The following is a 17,780-nucleotide window of genomic DNA, read 5'->3' on the forward strand; positions in this document are numbered from 1 at the left end:
AGCCTGACCCACCCGATGGCCGATAATGGTCGTCCTCACCGCCCCAGCACCGACCCGACGACGATGAGCGATATCCTGCAGACGATCCTGGCCCGCAAGGCCGAAGAAGTAGCCCAGCGCCGCGCCCAGCGGCCGCTTGAGGAGCTGCAGGCCGCGCTGGCCGATGCGCCGCCGGTGCGCGGTTTCGTGCGCGCGCTGCAGGCCGCCGTCGCCAATGGCGATCCGGCGGTGATTGCCGAAGTGAAGAAGGCCAGCCCGTCCAAGGGCGTGATCCGCCCCGACTTCCGCCCGGCCGACATCGCGGTCAGCTATGAGTTCGGCGGCGCCAGTTGCCTGTCGGTGCTGACCGACGTGGATTTCTTCCAGGGGGCCGACGTCTACCTGCAGCAGGCCCGCGACGCCTGCACGCTGCCGGTGCTGCGCAAGGACTTCGTGATCGACGCCTACCAGGTGGTCGAGGCGCGCGTGCTTGGCGCCGACTGCATCCTGTTGATCGTCGCCGCGCTGGACGATACGCAGCTGGCCACGCTGTCCGAACTGGCGATGTCGCTGGGCATGGACGTGCTGGTGGAAGTGCACGACATCGACGAACTGGAGCGTGCGCTGCAGGTGCCGGCGCCGATGATCGGCATCAACAACCGCAACCTGCGCACCTTCGAGGTGTCGCTGCAGACCACGCTGGACATGCGCCTGGCCGTGCCGCGCGACCGCCTGCTGGTTACCGAGAGTGGCATTCTCGGGCCGCAGGACGTGGCATTGATGCGCGATGCCGGCATCCACTCGTTCCTGGTCGGCGAGGCCTTCATGCGCGTGGAAGAGCCGGGCGAGGGTCTGCGTCAGCTATTCTTCGCAGCATGAAAACGCACTATCCAACGCCGCGCGAGGATGCGCCGCTGGTGGTCTTCGACTTCGACCACACCCTGTATGACGGCGATTCGGGCACCCACCTGTTCGCTTCGCTGATCAAGCGCAACCCGCTGCGGATGCTGGCGGCGCTGCTGGTCACCCCGATCGCCGGGCCGATGGTGGCGATGCTGCCGACCCGCCGTGCCGGTATCTCGGTCTATGTCTGGATCGGCAGTTTCGGGCTGCACCGCGCGCGTGAGTTCAACAAGGTGATCGACGCCTACGTGCTGCGCAACGAGGCGCAGATGCGCGCCAAGCTGTTGCCACAGGCGCTGGAGGTGTTCGCCGCGCATCGTGCCAAGGGCGACCGCGTGGTGGTGGCCACCGGTGCGCCGCCGGAGCTGGCCCGCGCGATCCTGGCCTTTGTCGCTCACCAGGACGTGCCGGTGATCGGCACCGAAGTGGGGCCGCGTCTGGGCGGGGTAGGGCCGACCCGACACTGCCACAACGAAGAGAAGATGCGCATGCTGCGCGAGCGCGGCTACGGCGACATCGACATCGCCTATTCCGACAGCACCGCCGACCTACCGCTGCTGCTGGCGGCGAAAGCGCCGGTGGTGGTCAACCCGAAGCCGGCCAAGGTGGAATTCTTCCGCCGCATGCTGCCGGCCGGCACTCGCATCCTCAACTGGGGCTGCGTGGACCGCGGTGGCGACAAGATCTGATGCATGAGGTCCGCCGGGCATGGCCCGGCGCTACCGGATGGTTGGCAGGGTAGCGCCGGCCATGCCCGGCGAGCGCTCAGCGGTGCAGGTACCCGAACAGTGCATGGCCCACCTGGAACAGGCTGATGCCCAGCACCAGCACGCCCACTGCGACCAGCACCCAGCGTTCCTTCACCCGCTTCACCAGCACCGCCGCCACCGGCGCGGCCATCATGCCGCCGATCAGCAGCCCGGCGACGATCTGCAGGTGCTGCACCCCCATCGACAGCAGGAACGTGGCCGAAATGGTCAGGGTGACCACGAACTCGGCCGCGTTGACGGTGCCGATGGTGGTCCTGGCCTGGCCACCGCGGGCGAGCAGGGTGGAGGTGGCCACCGGGCCCCAGCCGCCGCCGCCGCTGGCGTCGAGCAGGCCAGCGAAGAATCCCAGCACCGGCACCCGGCGGATCTCGCCCTTGGGCATCCAGCGGCCGGCCGCGCGGGCCAGGATGATGATGGCCAGCACCAGCAGGTACAGGTAGATCAGCGGGCGGATCAGGTCGCCAGGGACCTGTGTCAGGACGTACGCACCGAGTGCACCACCCAGGGCGCCGGGCAGCGCGAGGCGGAAGAACAGGCGTTTGTCGACATTGCCTGCTACCAGATGCGACACACCGGATGCGCCGGTGGTGAACACTTCAGCGGTATGGACGCTGGCGCTGACCTGTGCGGGAGGCAGCCCCATGCTGAGCAGCACCGATGAAGAAACCAGCCCGAATGCCATGCCCAGCGCACCATCGACCAGCTGTGCGCCAAGGCCGATGAGGATGAACCACCAGAATTCGCTGCTCAGTTCCATGGATCGAGCCTAGCGGAAGCGGGTGTGCGGGACATGCGATGGTACGTCGCACGTATGGCGATCCGCCGGGCATGGCCCGGCGCTACCGGCGCAGGTGTTGTGGCAGCGCCGGGCCATGCCCGGCGGACACCGGGTGGTCAACGGGTGCCGTACAGCACCACGGTCTTGCCGCGGGCGTGCAGCAGGCCGTCGGTCTGCAGCTTCTTCAGCACCCGGCCGGCCATTTCGCGCGAGCAGCCGACCAGGCGGGCCAGTTCCTGGCGCGAGACGCGCAGCTGGCTGCCCTGCGGATGGCTCATCGACTCCGGCTCCTGCGCCAGATCGTGCAGGGTGCGCACGATACGGTCGGTGACATCCAGGAACGCCAGGCGGCTGGCCTTGCGGCTGGTGTCCAGCAGGCGCTTGGAGATCTGCTGACCCAGCGCGTACAGCAGGCGCGGGGCATCGGCCGACAGCGGGCCGAGGAACAGCTGATGCAGGCGCTCGTAACTGATTTCGGCCAGCTCACAGGCGGTGCGGGTGCGCAGGATCACCTCGCGGCGGTCCGACTCCACGAACAGGCCCATCTCGCCGACGAACTCACCGGCGCCGAAATAGCCCAGCACCAGCTCACGGTCCTCGTCCTCCTCGGCCATGATCGAAACCGAGCCGCTGATGACGTAATACAAGGTTCCCGCCGGGTCACCGGGTCGGAAGACGTCGGTGCGGGTGGGATAGCGCCGCCTGTGGCTGTGTGCCAGGAAGCGGTCGATTGTTGCGATGTCCAAGGCCAATGGGCTGCTAGCTAGGCGCACGGTTGACACGATAGGGGCGCTCCCTCTGCGCATGAACGGATTCACGGGGTCGATAGCGGAGCTTAACCAGCGCAATTGTTAAGGGCAAACAGTGTGCCAGAACCTGAGCGTCTTCACGTTCCCCCTGGAGACACTTATGCCGCATAATTCCCCCTTTCCCTTCTTACACAGGAATCGACCGCCGTGGTCAAGCCGTTGCCTCGCCTGAGGTTGCAGGGTTTCAACAACCTCACCAAGGCGCTGAGCTTCAACATCTATGACGTGTGTTACGCGCGCACCGAAGAGGAGCGTCAGCGTTACATTGAATACATCGATGAAGAGTACAACGCCGACAGGCTGACTCAAATCTTGACCGATGTCGCTGAGATCATCGGCGCCAACATCCTCAACGTGGCCCGCCAGGATTACGATCCGCAGGGTGCCTCGGTGACGATCCTGATCTCCGAAGAACCGGTGATCGACAAGAAGCAGGCCGGCAAGGAGCTGATCTCCGATGCCGTGGTCGCGCACATGGACAAGTCGCACATCACCGTGCACACCTATCCGGAAACGCACCCGCAGGAAGGCATTGCCACCTTCCGCGCCGACATCGACGTGGCTACCTGCGGCGTCATTTCGCCGTTGAAGGCGCTGAACTACCTGATCGAGAGCCTGGAATCGGACATCGTGATCATGGACTACCGCGTCCGTGGCTTCACCCGTGACGTGAAGGGCAAGAAGCACTACATCGATCACAAGATCAACTCGATCCAGAACTTCCTGGCCAAGAACATCAAGTCGCGTTACGAGATGTTCGACGTCAACGTCTACCAGGAAAACATCTTCCACACGAAGATGCACCTGAAGGACTTCGACCTGGACCAGTACCTGTTCGAAGAGAAGGCCAAGAACATTTCCTTCAAGGAACGCATGAAGATCGAGGCGCTGCTGCGTCGTGAGATCGAAGAGCTGTTCCACGGGCGGAATCTGGCCGAGTGACCCAAGTGCGATGCCGTCAGGCATCGCCACCCAGGCGGGACGTCCTGCCCCGTGGAACAGGCGCCCTGCGCAATATTCAGTTCCACGGCGATGTACCGACTTACGGCCCGGTGTGAAAACACCGGGCCGTTTCGTTTTTCCCAAAAAGGTAAGGAGCCCCCACCCATGCCCTGGATCTATCTGCTGCTGGCCGGTCTGTTCGAGATCGGATTCGCCCTTGGAATGAAGTACTCCGAAGGTTTCAGCAAACCCGTGCCGACCGCCCTGACGGTGGTGTCGGCGCTGATCAGCCTGTACTTGATGAGCCAGGCGATGAAGAACATTCCGGTCGGCACGGCCTATGCGATCTGGACCGGCATCGGCGCCATGGGCGTGACGGTGCTGGGCATCTACCTGTTCAACGACAGCGCCTCGCCGGCACGCCTGGCCTGTGTGGGCCTGATTGTGGCCGGTGTGATCGGCCTGAAGCTGGTATCACCCAATTAATCCCGGTAGTGCCGGCCGCTGGCCGGCAACCTCATGACCTGCGGTGACCCATGCGGGGCGCCGGCAACCTCATGACCTGCGGTGACCCATGCGGGGCTGCCGGCCAGCGGCCGGCACTACCGTCAGGTGGCCTCACAGCCGGTAGGCAATGGTCTTCATTACCTTGGAGGCCAGCGCCATTGCGCCCGGAATCGGGAACGGCAGGCGGCGCGCGCCGGCCTGCTCGGCATGTTCGGCATGCCGGGCCTCGTCTTCTTTCATCACCCGGATGACCGCGCGGCTGCGCAGGTCGCCGGCCGGCAGGTCGACCAGGTGTTCGTCCAGATGGGCTTCCACCTGGCGCTCGGTCTCGACCACGAAGCCCAGGTTCCAGCCGTCGCCGCGCAGCCCGGCCAGGGTGCCGATGGTGTAGCTGCCGGCGTACCACAGCGGATTGAACAGGCTCGGGCGGCTGTCCAGCTCGCCCAGGCGCGTGGCGCACCAGGCCAGGTGGTCGGTCTCTTCCTGGGCTGCTTCCAGCAGATGTTCGCGGGTCGCCGGGTCGCGTGCCACCGCGGCCTGGCCGAAGTACAGGCCCTGGGCGCAGACCTCACCGACATGGTTGATGCGCATCAGCCCGGCCGCGTGGCGCCGCTGGGCGCGGTCCATGCCGGGCTCGCCGGTGTCCGTGGCCGGATAGGGGCGGCTGGCCGGCGGGTTGCCGAACACCGTGTCCAGGGCGCGCTGCGCCTCGGTCAGCAGGTGGTCCAGCGGGGTGGTCTGGCGAAGCACGGTCATGGCGGCACGGCGTGGAGCGGGGGAGGCCCGATTCTCGCCCGGCCCCGGTCCCCTGCCAACCCGGGGCAGCAGCCCGGTTGCACCCGCCAGCCAAGCTGCGTACAATGCCGCCCCTTACGCTCTACCTTTCACAACGCGTGGCAGAGTTCCGGCGAGTCCTTCGCCGCAATGAGCCCGACCTAACCAAGAGTTCTTCATGAGCACTTTCACTGCCAAGAACGAGACCGTCCAGCGCGACTGGTACCTCGTCGACGCCGAGGGCAAGACCCTGGGCCGTCTCTGCACCGAGCTGGCCCGCCGTCTGCGTGGCAAGCACAAGCCGGTCTACACCCCGCACGTTGATACCGGCGACTACCTGGTCGTCATCAATGCAGAAAAGATTGTCGTCACCGGCAAGAAGCTGCAGGACAAGATGTATCACCGTTTCACCGGTTACATCGGCAACCTGAAGACCGAATCCCTCGCCCAGGCGCTTGAGCGCCACCCGGAGCGCGTGATCGAGACCGCCGTCAAGGGCATGCTGCCGAAGGGCACGCTGGGTCGCCAGATGTACCGCAAGCTCAAGGTCTACGCCGGCACTGAGCATCCGCACGCCGCACAGCAGCCGCAGGTTCTGGATATCTAATCATGGCTATCACTCAAAACTACGGCACTGGCCGCCGCAAGTCCTCCACTGCTCGCGTGTTCCTGCGCAAGGGTTCGGGCAACATCACCGTCAATGGCCGTCCGCTGGACGAGTTCTTCGGCCGTGAGACCGCTCGCATGATCGTGCGCCAGCCGCTCGAGCTGACCAAGAACACCGAGAGCTTCGACATCCTGGTCACCGCCGCTGGCGGCGGCACCACCGGCCAGGCCGGTGCGATCCGTCTGGGCATCGCCCGCGCTCTGGTCGAGTACGACGAAACCCTGAAGTCCGAGCTGCGCAAGGCTGGCTTCATGACCCGCGACGCCCGCGAAGTCGAACGTAAGAAGGTCGGTCTGCACAAGGCCCGCCGCGCCACCCAGTTCTCCAAGCGCTGATTTACCGCGCCTGGTCGGGCTCCTGCGGGAGCCCGCTGGTTGGAAAAGCAAAAGCCCGGCTTCGGCCGGGCTTTTGTCGTTCTGGGGCTGCGCATTTCAGGGTTGCCGGCCAGTGGCTGGCGATGGGGTGGGGTCAGGGCCTTTTCCTTTGGAAAAGGATCCGACCCCGGATCCCTCTCTGGAGAAGAGCCCCCTTGTTGTTCAAAGGGGGCGCGCCGACAGGCGCGGGGATAAGGTGGGATGCGTGACCAAACAAAAAAGAAAAAAGCCTGATCTTTCGATCAGGCTTTTTTCTTTTTTGTTTGGCTGCCCCTGATGGATTCGAACCACCGATGCCTGAGTCAGAGTCAGGTGCCTTACCGCTTGGCTAAGGGGCAATGTAACGTGTAACTATTTTCTCACTTTTCACGTTGAAAAACAACTTCAACGTGGTGGCTATGGGTGGACTCGAACCACCGACCCCAGCATTATGAGTGCTGTGCTCTAACCGGCTGAGCTACATAGCCTTGGTGAGCCCGCTATTCTGCTGATGTGTACAAGGGCTGTCAACACCTTTGTATCGTGCTTGTGGCCCGACAGACGGCGTGGGATAGTCCCAACCAGTAGATTTTCTTAGGAGTCCGCATCGTGATCGATCCGGACGGCTATCGACCGAACGTCGGCATCGTGCTGATGCGGCAGGACGGGCAGGTGTTCTGGGCACGACGTGTGCGCCGGGATGGCTGGCAGTTCCCGCAGGGTGGCATGAACACCGACGAGACGCCTGTCGAGGCCATGTATCGTGAACTGCAGGAAGAGACCGGGCTGTTGCCGGAGCACGTTGAAGTGCTTGGGGCGACACCGGGCTGGCTGCGTTACAAGCTGCCGGCGCGTGCCATCCGCCGCAATGAACGCCAGGTGTGCATCGGCCAGAAGCAGGTCTGGTTCCTGCTGCGCCTGACCGGTGATGAGGCCCACGTCAGCCTGGACCATACCGACTCGCCCGAGTTCGATCATTGGCGCTGGGTCGACTTCTGGTACCCGGTGGAGCATGTGGTGGTGTTCAAGCGTGGCGTCTACGCGCGCGCCCTGCGCCATCTGGCGCCGTTGGCCCAGGGAGTGGCCGGGCAGGGCATCAGCGCCATGCCCAAGAGCGCTGCCGAGGCCTGGATGCCGGGCCATGCCGCTGGCCACGACAGGCCACGCAAGCGCACCCCCAAGCGCGGCGGATACTGGCCGCGCAAAGCGAAGGGTGAGCCGGGGGCCGTTTGACGGGGAAGCTGCGCAAAGCGCGGAGCGAGCTGTCACAACGCCCACCTGCCGGTTATTTCCGGCAGCAACTGGCTGTCCGCTTGGCAAGCCTGCGCTGGCTGCTGTTGTGCGGGGTGGTCCTTGCCGACATCGCATGGATGCCGCTTGCGCTGGGCGTGGTCCCGGCCTTGGCCACCTGTGCCGGCGCCCTGTTCCTGGCGGACTACCTGATTCGGCTGAGGGCAGCAGGTGGCGGACGCTGCTGGCTGATCGTCTTCTTCGGCACGCCGGTGCTGGCGCTGTTGTGTCTGTAGCCGCCTTGCGGCGGGCCGGACGGGCTGGATACTGAACCTTATCGAGAATGGTTCAGGTCTCTGATTGACAACCATTCTCGTTTCCATTGGAATAGTCCCCAGGCCGCTACTGGCCTGTTGCCTTGGTTCCCGCCCGTGTACGTCTGCATCTGCAACGGTGTTACCGACCACCAGATCCGCGAAGCCGCCAGCCATGGCGTCACGTCGGTGGCCGAGCTGACCATGCGCACCGGATGCGGCGCCACCTGCGGTTCCTGCCTGGACATGGCCGGCGAGCTGCTGGCCAAGGCGCATGCCACCCACGATCTGCCGTTGCCGGTATTGGGCCTGGCACAGGTCGCCTGAGTCGTTTCGCGGCGCGTTGACGCCGCGCGCTCCTGGTCTTCATTGCTGGCCGCAGTGGCCAATGCACACGATTCGCGTTCCTTCACTCGCAGGCGCAAGGCGCTACAGTGCCCGCGTTTTCAGCGTGCAGGAGCATCCCCATGAAGGGCGACACCAAGGTCATCGAATTCCTCAACAAGGTCCTCTACAACGAGCTGACCGCGATCAACCAGTACTTCCTGCACGCCAAGATGCTCAAGAACTGGGGCATCAAGGAACTGGCCGAGCATGAGTACAAGGAATCGATCGAGGAAATGAAGCATGCCGACATGCTTGCCGATCGCATCCTGTTCCTTGAAGGCCTGCCGAACTTCCAGGCGCTGGGCAAGCTGCGCATCGGTGAGAACCCGACCGAGATCCTGCAGTGCGATCTGTCGCTGGAACGCGATGGCGTGGTCACCCTGCGCGAGGCCGTGGCCCATGCCGATTCGGTCGGCGACTACGTCAGCCGCCAGCTGTTCGTGAAGATCCTCGATTCCGAGGAAGAGCACATCGACTGGCTGGAAACCCAGCTGGAGCTGATCGAGCGCATCGGTGAGCCGAAGTACCTGCTGAGCAAGCTCGAAGACTGATTCAGCACGCTTGGCCGGCGAGGTAGCCGGTCAGCGCCACGCGCGCGCGGGCGAACTCCGCCACCAGCAGTGCCACTGCCACGGCAGGGCGCTGCAGGCTGCCACTGCGGGCTTCGTGTTCGATCCGCCGCGCCACCGCTGACAGCGACAGCGCGCCGACGTTGGCGCTGGAGGATTTCAGGCTGTGCGACAGCGCCTGCAGGCGTTCGGTGTCGTTGCCCTGCGCCGCCTGCTGCAGCTGCTGCACCAGCTGCGGTGCGTCTTCCAGGAACACCGTTACGATCTGCGCGGCGGCATCGCCGATCACCGCCTGCAGTTCATCCAGCACGCTGCGATCAAGCACCGGCTGTGGAATCGGGGTCGCGCGCGTTCGTTCATCGTCCAGGCTTTCGCCGTCGGGCACGCTCGGGGCTGCGGCAGGTTGCACAGGTTCCGGCAGCAGTGCATGTCTGCGATCCACGGAAACACGGCCCCAGCGCTGCAGCAGCGCATGCAGCGCTTCACGCGTGATCGGCTTGGAAAGATAGTCGTCCATGCCCGCCTGCAGGCAGCGTTCGCGATCACCGGCCATGGCGTTGGCGGTCATCGCGATGATCGGCAACCGCGTGCGCCCCGCTTCGGCTTCCTCCCTGCGCCAGCGCTGTGTCGCGCTGTAGCCGTCGAGCACCGGCATCTGGCAATCCATCAGCACCACGTCGATTCCACCTTCGCGCAGCAGTGCGAGGGCCTGCTCGCCGTCGGCGGCATTGCGCACCCGGCACTGGAAGACCCGCAGCAGGTGCTCGGCCACCATCCGGTTGACCGTGTTGTCTTCGACCAGCAGCACATGCAGATCCAGCGGTGGCAGCGCGGCGGCCGGCCTGGCGTCTTCGGCGTTGGCCAGCAGCGCTGCGGGGCGCGCGGTGGCTGTTGGCTGGGCCAGCAGGGCGTGCAGGTCGGCATCGTTGAATGTGCTGTGCAGCTGCTGCTGGCGCGGCCGTGCTGCAACCGGATCGTCCTGCAGCCACAGCACCTGCAGTGCGTCGTCGGCACCGCGCTCGGCCAAGGCGCGCTGCAGGGCCACCTCACCATTGCGGCGGTGGCGCGCGTCGACCAGCAACCATGCCGGTGTGCTCTGGCCCGGGCGTGGTGCGGCGCGCAGGCGTTCCATGGCCTCATCAATGCTGGCCAGCGGCTGCACCTGCAGGCCGTGGTGCGCGGCGATGCGTTCGACGCGGGGCTGCAGCTGTGCATCGGCGGTGTACAGCAGCAGCGCTGCCGGCGAGCGGGCCAGCGCCGGCAGGTCGCCGGGAACCTTCAGCAGCGGTATTTCAAACCAGAAGGTTGCGCCCTGGCCTGGGGTGGAGTGCACGCCGATGTCGCCATGCATCAGGTCGGTGATGCGCTTGCAGATGGCCAGGCCCAGGCCTGTGCCACCGTAGATGCGGGTGGTGGACGCGTCGGCCTGGCTGAAGGACTGGAACAGCCGTGCCTGCTGGGCCTCATCGATACCGATGCCGGTGTCGATCACTTCGAAACGCAGCTGGTGCTGGGCGGGGCCTTCGCCCAGCCGCTGCACCCGCAACTGCACCTGGCCGCGTGCGGTGAACTTGATGGCATTGGCCAGCAGGTTGCCCAGGACCTGGCGCAGGCGCACCGGGTCGCCGCGTACCGGCAGGCGCACGGCCGGATCCAGTTGCAGGCTCAGCGTCAGGCCCTTGGCTTCGGCGGCACGTTGCAGCAGCTGCACCACGCCGTCGAGCAGTTCGCGCAGGTTGAAGCTGGTGATCTCCAGCTCCAGCGCCTGGGCTTCCAGGCGCGAGTAATCGAGGATGTCATCGACGATGCGCAGCAGCTGCTGCGAGCTGGCCGAGGCGGTGGCCAGCATCTGCCGCTGGTCCTCGCCGAGCGGGCCGCGGGCAATCAGCTCCAGCATGGGCAGGATGCCGTTGAGCGGCGTACGGATTTCATGGCTCATGGTGGCCAGGAACTCGCCCTTGGCCAGCACCGCTGCTTCTGCAGCCTGCTTGGCCTGCAGCAGCTGATGTTCCAGCTGGCCCTGGCGCTCGGTGGTGCGCCGCAGCTGGTCGCGTTCACTGGTCAGGGTGATGCGTTCGCGCTGCAATGCCGCCAGCGCGCGATTGCGCGAACGCAATCGCAGGCCCATTACCAGCAGGGCGACGATGGCCAGCGCCAGAACCGCCAACAGCCCGACCGTCGGTGACACTCAGAGCACCGCGTTGTGGAAGTCGAAGTTAAGGTCGCTGCCGGCTGACTGCACCATGTTGCCCTGGATGTAATCGACACCGCCGACCCACATCGCGGCCGCTGCCTGCGGGTCCTCGATCTGCTGGCCGATGATCTGCAGGCCGGCTGCATGCGCCTGCTCGATCGATCGGCGCAGTTCTTCGCGCGTGTCGGGGTTGGAGTGGCTGCTGGAAAAGCGTGCGGCCATGCGCACGAACGACAGTGGCAGCTGGGTGAGCAGGGCCAGGGCTTCGCTGCCCGGTTCGAACTGGCTCAGGCAGAAGCGCACGCCGACGCTGGCCATGCGCTGGCAGAACTGCTGCAACGGCACGGTGTGGATCAGTGCGTCGGGCAGGCGCACGTCGATCACCAGCGCGCTGCCGGGCAGGCGGCGCTGCTGCAGCGACTCCAGCAGCCAATCGGCGAAGGCATCGCGCTGCAGGGTGCGCAGCGACTGCGAGACGAACAGGTTCAGCGGCTGGGTGGCGTGGCGATACAGGTCCAGCAGGCCCATCGCATGCTCCAGCACCTGCTGGTCGAGGTCGGCGATGCGGCCGGCCGCCTCGGCTGCCGGAATCACCTGGCCGGCGGTCAGTACGCTGCCATCGGTCCGGCGCAGGCGCAGCAGCAACTGGTACTGCGCGCTGCTGCCGCCGGCGACGGCGACGATCGGCTGGTAAGCGAGCTCAAGCTGGCCCTCCAGCAACGCCAGGTGCTCCTGCTCGGTGGTGACCTGGCGATGCACGTGGCCGGCCACGCCAGCGCTGAGCAGGCGTGCCTGCAGGGTGGTACGTTCGACTGCTTCCAGGGCGCTGCTGGCATCGTCGAAACCCGGCGACAGCGGCGCGTAGCCGACCACGCCACGCAGGTGTACCGATTCGTCGTCGCGGATGACGAAGGCGCGCGCCGACAGCTGCTCGCGCAGGGTGCCGGCGATCGCCTCCAGGCTGTCCTCATCGGCGTTGCGCGCCAGCAGCAGGAAGCTGTTGTCGTTCAGGCGCGCCAGCAGGTGCGGATGGCCAGCCTCGGCAAGGCGTTGCCCGGCCTGCACCATCAGCCGCTCGAAGGCCGCATAGCCATAGCGCTCGCGCAGGCCCAGCGCGCTGGAGATTTCCACGAAGAACACGCCACCGGGTTCGTGCTGGGCCAGCGTCGCGTTGAGTTGCTGCAGCACGTGGTGGCGCGTGGGCAGCCCGGTTTCCGGGTTGCTGGTGGCCGGCGCACCGTTGGCACCGGGCAGGGTCGCTGCCTGCGCGCGTGCGCGGCGGATACGGTTGGCTACCGCGGCAATCAGGTGGCGCGGCCGGATCGGCTTGCTCAGGTAGTCGTCGGCACCGCAATCGAGTACTTCGAACTGGCGCTCCGGATCCGGGTCGCCGCTGAGGAAGACGATCGGCAGCAGCTGCATGCCGGGTTGCTGGCGGATCATCGCGGTCAGCCGCATGCCGTCCAGCCCGGGCAGGTGCAGATCCATCAGGATCAGGTCAGGACGTTGCTCGCGGATGGCCTGCTGCACGCCATCGGCATCGCCGAGCACGATCGCCTGCATGCCGGCGCCATGCAGCACGCTCTGTGCGAACAGCGCTTGGGCACGATCGTCTTCGACGATCAGCACGCGGTAGGGCGCGTCGGCATCGACAGGCGGGATGTCACTGTTGCCCGCCTCCGGCAGTGCCGCGGTGGAAGGCAGGGGCGGCGGAGCCGCCAGTCGGGCGCCGTCGCCGGGCACCGACAGGGCCGGTGCCTCTGACACTGCCGACACTGCTTCGGCGGGCGCTGCCGCGGCCAAGGGGGCGGCCCAACGTTGCCAATGATCGGTCGGAGGGGTTTCAGCGCGTCCCGGGCGGGGGCCCGCGGCGGATTCGTTTGCGGCCATCGATGCTCCTGGTGTTCGCGGCCATTATGCGACAAGCCTGCCGATCAACCGGTACGCGGTTGCCGTTGTCCGTGGTCGCTGCCGCCACGTGCCAACCAGCGCACGCTTTTCCACAGGGTGCGCCAGACCAGCCAGACCAGCAATGCGCCGGCCAGGCTGCAGGCCAGCACCACCACCAGCGCGATCCATGGATGCGCCAGCGCGAGTGCCAAGCCGCCGATCACCACGGTATCTTCGGCCGCAGAGGCGACCCAGTTGCTGGCCGGTTCCGGCGAGGTGTTGAGCAGGGCGCGGGTGCCGGCCTTCAGGCCATGGCTGGCCAGCGCAACGCCCGCGCCGGCCACCAGTGCACCGGTGCCCAGGTCGCCATCGGGCGACAGTGTCGCTGCCGCGAGGAAAGCGCCGGCGGGCACGCGCGCCAGAGTCTGCACCAGGTCCCAGGCTGAATCCACGCCGGGAATCTTGTCGGCGAAGAATTCGGCAATGGCCAGCGCCGCCGATGTGCCCAGCACCCACCACGACTCGGTGGCCTGCAGCGCCGGTGGCAGGTCGACCCAGCCGAGCAGGCCGGCGATGCCGACGCCGAACACGGTGAGGTAGACGCGGATGCCGGCCAGCCAGGCCAGCAGGATGCCGATCACGAACAGGTGGGCTTCGGTCATGGCGGGCTCCGGCGGCGGAACTGTGCGGGGTGCCACACTATCGACCATGGAGTGGCTGAATGCCACCGCCCGGTGCCGGCCGGCACCGGGGAAACCTGCCGTTCCTGTCATACACTAGCCCGTCGTTTGCCCCAGGGGCCGTACTGGCGGCGCTTCGGCGCTGCCACGGAGACTACCCATGAACAACCGCCCTCCCATGCGCGTGCAGGTCCGCCTTCCCGGTGCCGCGCAACCACCCGCCGACCGCCGTCGCCTGCTGGTGATCGCCGGCATCTGGCTGCTGAGCCTGGTGCTTGCGGTGCTGGGTGGCTGCTGGCTGGGCACGCCGCGCGGTGAACAGGGCCAGCGCGTGCAGGCTGCCGAGAAGCGCGCCGATACGCTGCAGACGCAGCTGACCGAACTGCGCCAGAAGCAGGCCACGCTGGAAGCGTCGGACCGCATCAGCCGCGCCGCCAACAACGAAGTGCAGTCCTCGCTGGCCGAGCGCGATGAAGAGATCGCCGGCCTGCGCGCTGACGTCGCCTTCTACGAACGCCTGGTGGGCTCGACCAGCCAGCGCAAGGGCCTGAACACCCATTCGATCGAATTCAGCCCGGAATCGGCCGGCACCTGGCAGTACAGCGTGGTGCTGACGCAGAACCTCAACCGCGGAGCGATCAGCCAAGGGCAGATGCGTTTCACCGTGGAAGGCGTGAAGAACGGCAAGCTGGCCACCATCAGCTGGGACGAGCTGCACCAGCGCAGCAAGGTGCCGGGACAGGATTACTCGTTCCGGTACTTCCAGCAGCTCACCGGCAGCGTGATGCTGCCGGCTGACTTCACCCCGCAACGGGTGAAGGTGACATTGGGGAGTGGTGCGGGGGGCACCACGCAGGTATTCGACTGGAAACAGGCCGGCGCACCGGCCAGCAAAGGGGAGTAGGCAGATGTTCGGAAGCAGCAAATCCAGCCGTGATGGCCAACTGGTGGTGGATGCCCTGATCGGCAACCAGGTGGTGATCCGTGGCGATGTGGAATTCAGTGGTGGCCTGTACGTGGAAGGTCGCATCCATGGCAAGGTGATTGCCCAGGAGGGTGCCAGCGCGGCGACCCTGACCCTCGCCGAGCATGGCGTGATCGAAGGCGAGATCCGCGCCCAGGTGGTGGTCATCAGTGGCCGCCTGGACGGTGATGTCCATGCCACCGAGAAGGTCGAACTGACCCCGAGTGCCCGGGTCAACGGCAACGTTCACTACCAGGTGGTGGAAATGAACGCGGGTGCCCAGCTGAACGGCCGGCTGATCCATGCCAGCGCGCCGATGCAGGCCCTGCCTGCGCCGGAGGGCGAAGCGTCCGGCGACGGCAAGGGCGACACCGCCGCCCGCCGCAAACTGGCCGAGGCGATGGCTTGAAAGCCAGCGCCGGTGCCCCCATGCTGAGCCCATGACCACGCTCGTTTCCCTCCCCGGCGCCACGCCGGCTGCCGCGCCCGACTACCAGTCGCTGGATCGGCCGCTGAACTTCACCGAGGCCGCTGCGGCCAAGGTCAAGGAACTGATCCAGGACGAGGGCAACCCCGACCTGTCATTGCGTGTGTACATCGAGGGGGGCGGCTGTTCGGGCTTCCAGTACGGGTTCGAGTTCGACGAGAACCGTGCCGGCGATGACCTGGCGGTTCAGACCAGCGGGGTCACCCTGCTGGTCGATCCGCTCAGCCTGCAGTACCTGATGGGTGCCGAAGTGGATTACACCGAGAGCCTGACCGGTGCGCAGTTCGTGATCCGCAATCCGAACGCCAAGACCACCTGCGGCTGCGGCAGCAGTTTCAGCATGTAATCGCAGGGCGTGGGGCATGCACCCCGCGCGCTGCCTTCGCTGGATCCACGCCATGCGTGGATGACCGTTACTGCAACGACAGGCGGGTTTCTGCACAGTCTGCGGCTTGCCACTTGCCGTGATTGGCGGCAGGCTAGCTGGATGCTCAATTCTCCTTCGCCGCTTTCCGGTTTTGCCTTCGTGGGTGAACCGTTGGAGCGCGCCGATGCCATGCGCGAAGATGCCGATGCCCTGGCGCGCCTGTGGCCCGATGCGCGCATTCTTGTCCTGGACCAGGACGGCACCGCCTTCACCGGTGATGACGACCAGCCGCTGGGGTTGACCGGCGCCGATGTTGGTGGCGGGCCCGGTGTCGCGATCTTCCTCGGCCTGCGTGGCGAGCAGGCGTGGTTCTCGGTGGAAGCGTCCAGCGTGACGGTCACCGCGCCACGCCGGCTCGACCTGCGCCAGGCGGCGCTGCTGTGGACCGTGGCCGATGCGACCGCCTTCAGCTACGCCCGTGGCATGTCCTACTGGCAATCGCGTACCCGCTTCTGCGGTGTCTGCGGCAGTGCCGTGACGTTCGCCCGGGGTGGCTTCGTCGGCCGCTGCCCGCAGTGCGCGACCGAGCACTATCCGCGCGTCGACCCGGCCGTGATCGTCGCAGTGGAAAACCAGGGCCGGCTGCTGCTGGGCCGCCAGTCCAACTGGGCGCCGCGCCGCTATTCGGTGCTGGCCGGCTTTGTCGAGCCGGGCGAGACCTTCGAGCAGACCGTAGCGCGCGAAGTGCACGAAGAGAGCAAGGTGCGGGTGACCGCCTGCCAGTACCTGGGCTCGCAGCCCTGGCCGTTCCCCGGCGCATTGATGGTCGGTTTCCGCGCGCAGGCACACGACGACGTGCCGACCGTGGATGGCGAGCTGGAAGACGCGCGCTGGTTCAGCGCCGAGGAAGTTGGCGCGGCCCTCGCGCGTGACGTCGAGGACGATGGTGAAGGCATCCGTCTGTCACCGCCGATTTCCATTTCGCGGGGCCTGATCGAGCATTGGTACCGCCAGCAACCGGCATCCGGCGGCGCCAGCATTGCCGCCACCTGAACACGCTGCCGGTTACAGTACGGTTCACCGCTGACGGCGACGCTGCGACAGGTAAGGTAGCGACGCCGAACGCTCGCTCGTAGGGAGACCTGCCATGTTCACCACCCTGGTCGCCGTGTTGGTGGCACTGGCCCTTGGCCATGTCGCCCCGGCCGCTGCCGCGTCGCTGCGCCGTTTCGACGGCTTCCGGCGTTGGCTGGGCTGGCTGGACGCGCGCGGTGGTCGGGCATGGCAGGGGGCTGCCGGCGTGGCGCTGGCGGTCGTACCGCCACTGCTGCTGATGGCGCTGATCGCCTGGCTGCTGCGCGGGGTGCTGTTCGGCCTTCCGGCGCTGCTGCTGGGCGTGGCCGTGCTGGCCTGGTGCTGGGGCCCGCGCGATCTGGACCGCGACATCGAAGCGATCATCGATGCCGACGACGCGCCAACCCGGCAGGCGGCGGTACGCAACCTGCAGTCGGCCGGTGGCAGCCTGCGCGAGGATGTTCCTTCACTGGTCGAGGCGACCGTGCTCAACGCCCTGCGGCGCTGGTTCGCGGTGCTGTTCTGGTTCCTGCTGCTGGGCCCGGTGGGGGCTCTCGGTTATCGCCTGCTGGCACTGATGGCGGAGAGCCCGATGCGCGCGCGCGTGCCGGTGGAGCCGCTGGCGCTGGCACAGCGGCTGCTGGGCTGGATCGAGTGGCCGGTGGCACAGTTGATGGCGTTCTCGATGGCCCTGGTCGGCAACTTCGACACGGCCTGGAAGGCATGGCGCCAGGCGCATGGTGAGCGCTTTGCCGGCGGCATTGGTTTCCTGGGCGCGGTGGCGCGTGCCAGCGTCAATGCCGAGCTGCGCGAGGACGCTCACGATTACACCGAAGCCGGCCTGCTGCCGGTGTGGCAGCGGTTGCCGGACCTGCGGGATGCGATGAGCCTGGTGTGGCGGATGCTGCTGCTGTGGCTGGCGGTGCTGGCCCTGCTGGTGATCGCGGGCTGGGTGACCTAGTTGTTCTTTCTGCAGGGCTTGCTGCCCTGCACCCGCTGGAAGCAACTGCAACTGCAACAGCGGCTCTGGATTTCTGTGGGTTTGGTGGGGCGGTGTGGGGCTGCAGGACACGCCGTTAACCCATCCATGGGGGCTCGATGGCGCCATCCATGGCGCCAACGGTCCTGCAGCGGTCCTGCAG

21 protein-coding genes and 2 tRNA genes are annotated in these 17,780 nt (G+C 66.4%); 15 read left to right on the top strand and 8 right to left on the bottom strand.

What is annotated here, in order from left to right:
- The first annotated feature begins 63 nt into the window (after window positions 1-63).
- Window positions 64-858 carry an indole-3-glycerol phosphate synthase TrpC gene (trpC, locus tag TEP_RS01555; RefSeq protein WP_059065380.1) on the top strand — a complete coding sequence of 265 codons (795 nt, stop codon included), beginning with the start codon at window positions 64-66 and terminating at the stop codon, window positions 856-858.
- Window positions 855-1,571 carry a haloacid dehalogenase-like hydrolase gene (locus TEP_RS01560; protein WP_132823892.1) on the top strand — a complete coding sequence of 239 codons (717 nt, stop codon included), beginning with the start codon at window positions 855-857 and terminating at the stop codon, window positions 1,569-1,571. Before trpC ends, TEP_RS01560 begins: the two co-directional genes overlap by 4 nt.
- Before the next feature lie 76 nt (window positions 1,572-1,647).
- Here TEP_RS01560 and TEP_RS01565 read toward each other — a convergent pair whose 3' ends face one another.
- Both TEP_RS01565 and crp read right to left on the bottom strand, forming a co-directional pair.
- Complete coding sequence (locus tag TEP_RS01565) at window positions 1,648-2,409, bottom strand: sulfite exporter TauE/SafE family protein (protein ID WP_117311584.1); 762 nt, start codon at window positions 2,407-2,409, stop codon at window positions 1,648-1,650.
- 137 nt (window positions 2,410-2,546) lie between these two features.
- Entirely contained in the window at window positions 2,547-3,236 is a 690-nt protein-coding gene (crp, locus tag TEP_RS01570; RefSeq protein WP_132823893.1) for a cAMP-activated global transcriptional regulator CRP, read from the bottom strand.
- 150 nt (window positions 3,237-3,386) lie between these two features.
- Between crp and speD the strand changes: the two genes are divergently transcribed.
- Window positions 3,387-4,181: an adenosylmethionine decarboxylase gene (gene speD, locus TEP_RS01575; RefSeq protein ID WP_025874620.1), complete on the top strand. Its 795-nt coding sequence runs from the start codon at window positions 3,387-3,389 to the stop codon at window positions 4,179-4,181.
- 165 nt (window positions 4,182-4,346) lie between these two features.
- A complete protein-coding gene (gene sugE / locus TEP_RS01580) occupies window positions 4,347-4,667 on the top strand; it encodes a quaternary ammonium compound efflux SMR transporter SugE (protein ID WP_025874621.1) in 321 nt (106 codons plus the stop codon).
- A 132-nt stretch (window positions 4,668-4,799) separates the two neighbouring features.
- On the opposite strand, the gene coq7 is transcribed toward sugE, so the two are convergent.
- On the bottom strand, window positions 4,800-5,444 hold the full coding sequence (gene coq7, locus TEP_RS01585) for a 2-polyprenyl-3-methyl-6-methoxy-1,4-benzoquinone monooxygenase (protein WP_132823895.1): 645 nt from the start codon (window positions 5,442-5,444) through the stop codon (window positions 4,800-4,802).
- A gap of 196 nt (window positions 5,445-5,640) precedes the next feature.
- Here coq7 and rplM point away from each other — a divergent pair, with 196 nt between their 5' ends.
- Together rplM and rpsI are read left to right on the top strand one after the other, a co-directional pair.
- Window positions 5,641-6,069 carry a 50S ribosomal protein L13 gene (gene rplM, locus TEP_RS01590; RefSeq protein WP_025874623.1) on the top strand — a complete coding sequence of 143 codons (429 nt, stop codon included), beginning with the start codon at window positions 5,641-5,643 and terminating at the stop codon, window positions 6,067-6,069.
- A 2-nt stretch (window positions 6,070-6,071) separates the two neighbouring features.
- A complete protein-coding gene (gene rpsI, locus TEP_RS01595) occupies window positions 6,072-6,464 on the top strand; it encodes a 30S ribosomal protein S9 (RefSeq protein WP_005411311.1) in 393 nt (130 codons plus the stop codon).
- Window positions 6,465-6,767: 303 nt separating this feature from the next.
- On the opposite strand, the gene TEP_RS01600 is transcribed toward rpsI, so the two are convergent.
- Together TEP_RS01600 and TEP_RS01605 are read right to left on the bottom strand one after the other, a co-directional pair.
- Window positions 6,768-6,841 (bottom strand) — tRNA-Gln (locus tag TEP_RS01600).
- A gap of 52 nt (window positions 6,842-6,893) precedes the next feature.
- A tRNA-Met gene (locus tag TEP_RS01605) sits at window positions 6,894-6,970 on the bottom strand.
- Between the two features lie 121 nt (window positions 6,971-7,091).
- Between TEP_RS01605 and TEP_RS01610 the strand changes: the two genes are divergently transcribed.
- From TEP_RS01610 to bfr, 4 genes are all read left to right on the top strand, one after another.
- Window positions 7,092-7,715 (top strand): RNA pyrophosphohydrolase, encoded by a 624-nt coding sequence (locus TEP_RS01610; RefSeq protein WP_049466578.1) that lies wholly within the window; start codon window positions 7,092-7,094, stop codon window positions 7,713-7,715.
- Between the two features lie 80 nt (window positions 7,716-7,795).
- Window positions 7,796-8,008 (top strand): hypothetical protein, encoded by a 213-nt coding sequence (locus TEP_RS01615; RefSeq protein WP_240790612.1) that lies wholly within the window; start codon window positions 7,796-7,798, stop codon window positions 8,006-8,008.
- Window positions 8,009-8,143: 135 nt separating this feature from the next.
- A complete protein-coding gene (locus TEP_RS01620) occupies window positions 8,144-8,353 on the top strand; it encodes a bacterioferritin-associated ferredoxin (RefSeq protein ID WP_012512307.1) in 210 nt (69 codons plus the stop codon).
- 140 nt (window positions 8,354-8,493) lie between these two features.
- Complete coding sequence (gene bfr, locus TEP_RS01625) at window positions 8,494-8,964, top strand: bacterioferritin (RefSeq protein ID WP_132823897.1); 471 nt, start codon at window positions 8,494-8,496, stop codon at window positions 8,962-8,964.
- A 1-nt stretch (window position 8,965) separates the two neighbouring features.
- On the opposite strand, the gene TEP_RS01630 is transcribed toward bfr, so the two are convergent.
- From TEP_RS01630 to TEP_RS01640, 3 genes are read right to left on the bottom strand one after another with little or no spacing between them, the layout of a single operon-like run.
- Window positions 8,966-11,110 (bottom strand): ATP-binding protein, encoded by a 2,145-nt coding sequence (locus TEP_RS01630; RefSeq protein WP_132826422.1) that lies wholly within the window; start codon window positions 11,108-11,110, stop codon window positions 8,966-8,968.
- A 60-nt stretch (window positions 11,111-11,170) separates the two neighbouring features.
- Window positions 11,171-13,066, bottom strand: coding sequence for an EAL domain-containing protein (locus TEP_RS01635; protein WP_132823899.1), 1,896 nt, complete (start codon window positions 13,064-13,066; stop codon window positions 11,171-11,173).
- Window positions 13,067-13,110: 44 nt separating this feature from the next.
- Window positions 13,111-13,728, bottom strand: a complete 618-nt coding sequence (locus TEP_RS01640; protein ID WP_132823901.1) for a DUF4126 domain-containing protein — start codon at window positions 13,726-13,728, stop codon at window positions 13,111-13,113.
- Window positions 13,729-13,906: 178 nt separating this feature from the next.
- Here TEP_RS01640 and TEP_RS01645 point away from each other — a divergent pair, with 178 nt between their 5' ends.
- From TEP_RS01645 to ampE, 5 genes are all read left to right on the top strand, one after another.
- Complete coding sequence (locus tag TEP_RS01645; protein ID WP_025874629.1) at window positions 13,907-14,650, top strand: DUF6776 family protein; 744 nt, start codon at window positions 13,907-13,909, stop codon at window positions 14,648-14,650.
- A gap of 4 nt (window positions 14,651-14,654) precedes the next feature.
- Entirely contained in the window at window positions 14,655-15,119 is a 465-nt protein-coding gene (locus tag TEP_RS01650; RefSeq protein ID WP_132823903.1) for a polymer-forming cytoskeletal protein, read from the top strand.
- A 31-nt stretch (window positions 15,120-15,150) separates the two neighbouring features.
- On the top strand, window positions 15,151-15,543 hold the full coding sequence (gene erpA, locus TEP_RS01655) for an iron-sulfur cluster insertion protein ErpA (protein ID WP_132823905.1): 393 nt from the start codon (window positions 15,151-15,153) through the stop codon (window positions 15,541-15,543).
- 141 nt (window positions 15,544-15,684) lie between these two features.
- Entirely contained in the window at window positions 15,685-16,617 is a 933-nt protein-coding gene (nudC, locus tag TEP_RS01660; RefSeq protein ID WP_132823907.1) for an NAD(+) diphosphatase, read from the top strand.
- A 94-nt stretch (window positions 16,618-16,711) separates the two neighbouring features.
- Entirely contained in the window at window positions 16,712-17,599 is an 888-nt protein-coding gene (gene ampE / locus TEP_RS01665; protein ID WP_132823909.1) for a regulatory signaling modulator protein AmpE, read from the top strand.
- Window positions 17,600-17,780: the final 181 nt, after the last annotated feature.

Origin of the sequence: Stenotrophomonas sp. TEPEL (assembly GCF_004348785.1) — a bacterium.
Classification (GTDB): Bacteria; Pseudomonadota; Gammaproteobacteria; order Xanthomonadales; family Xanthomonadaceae; genus Stenotrophomonas; species Stenotrophomonas indicatrix.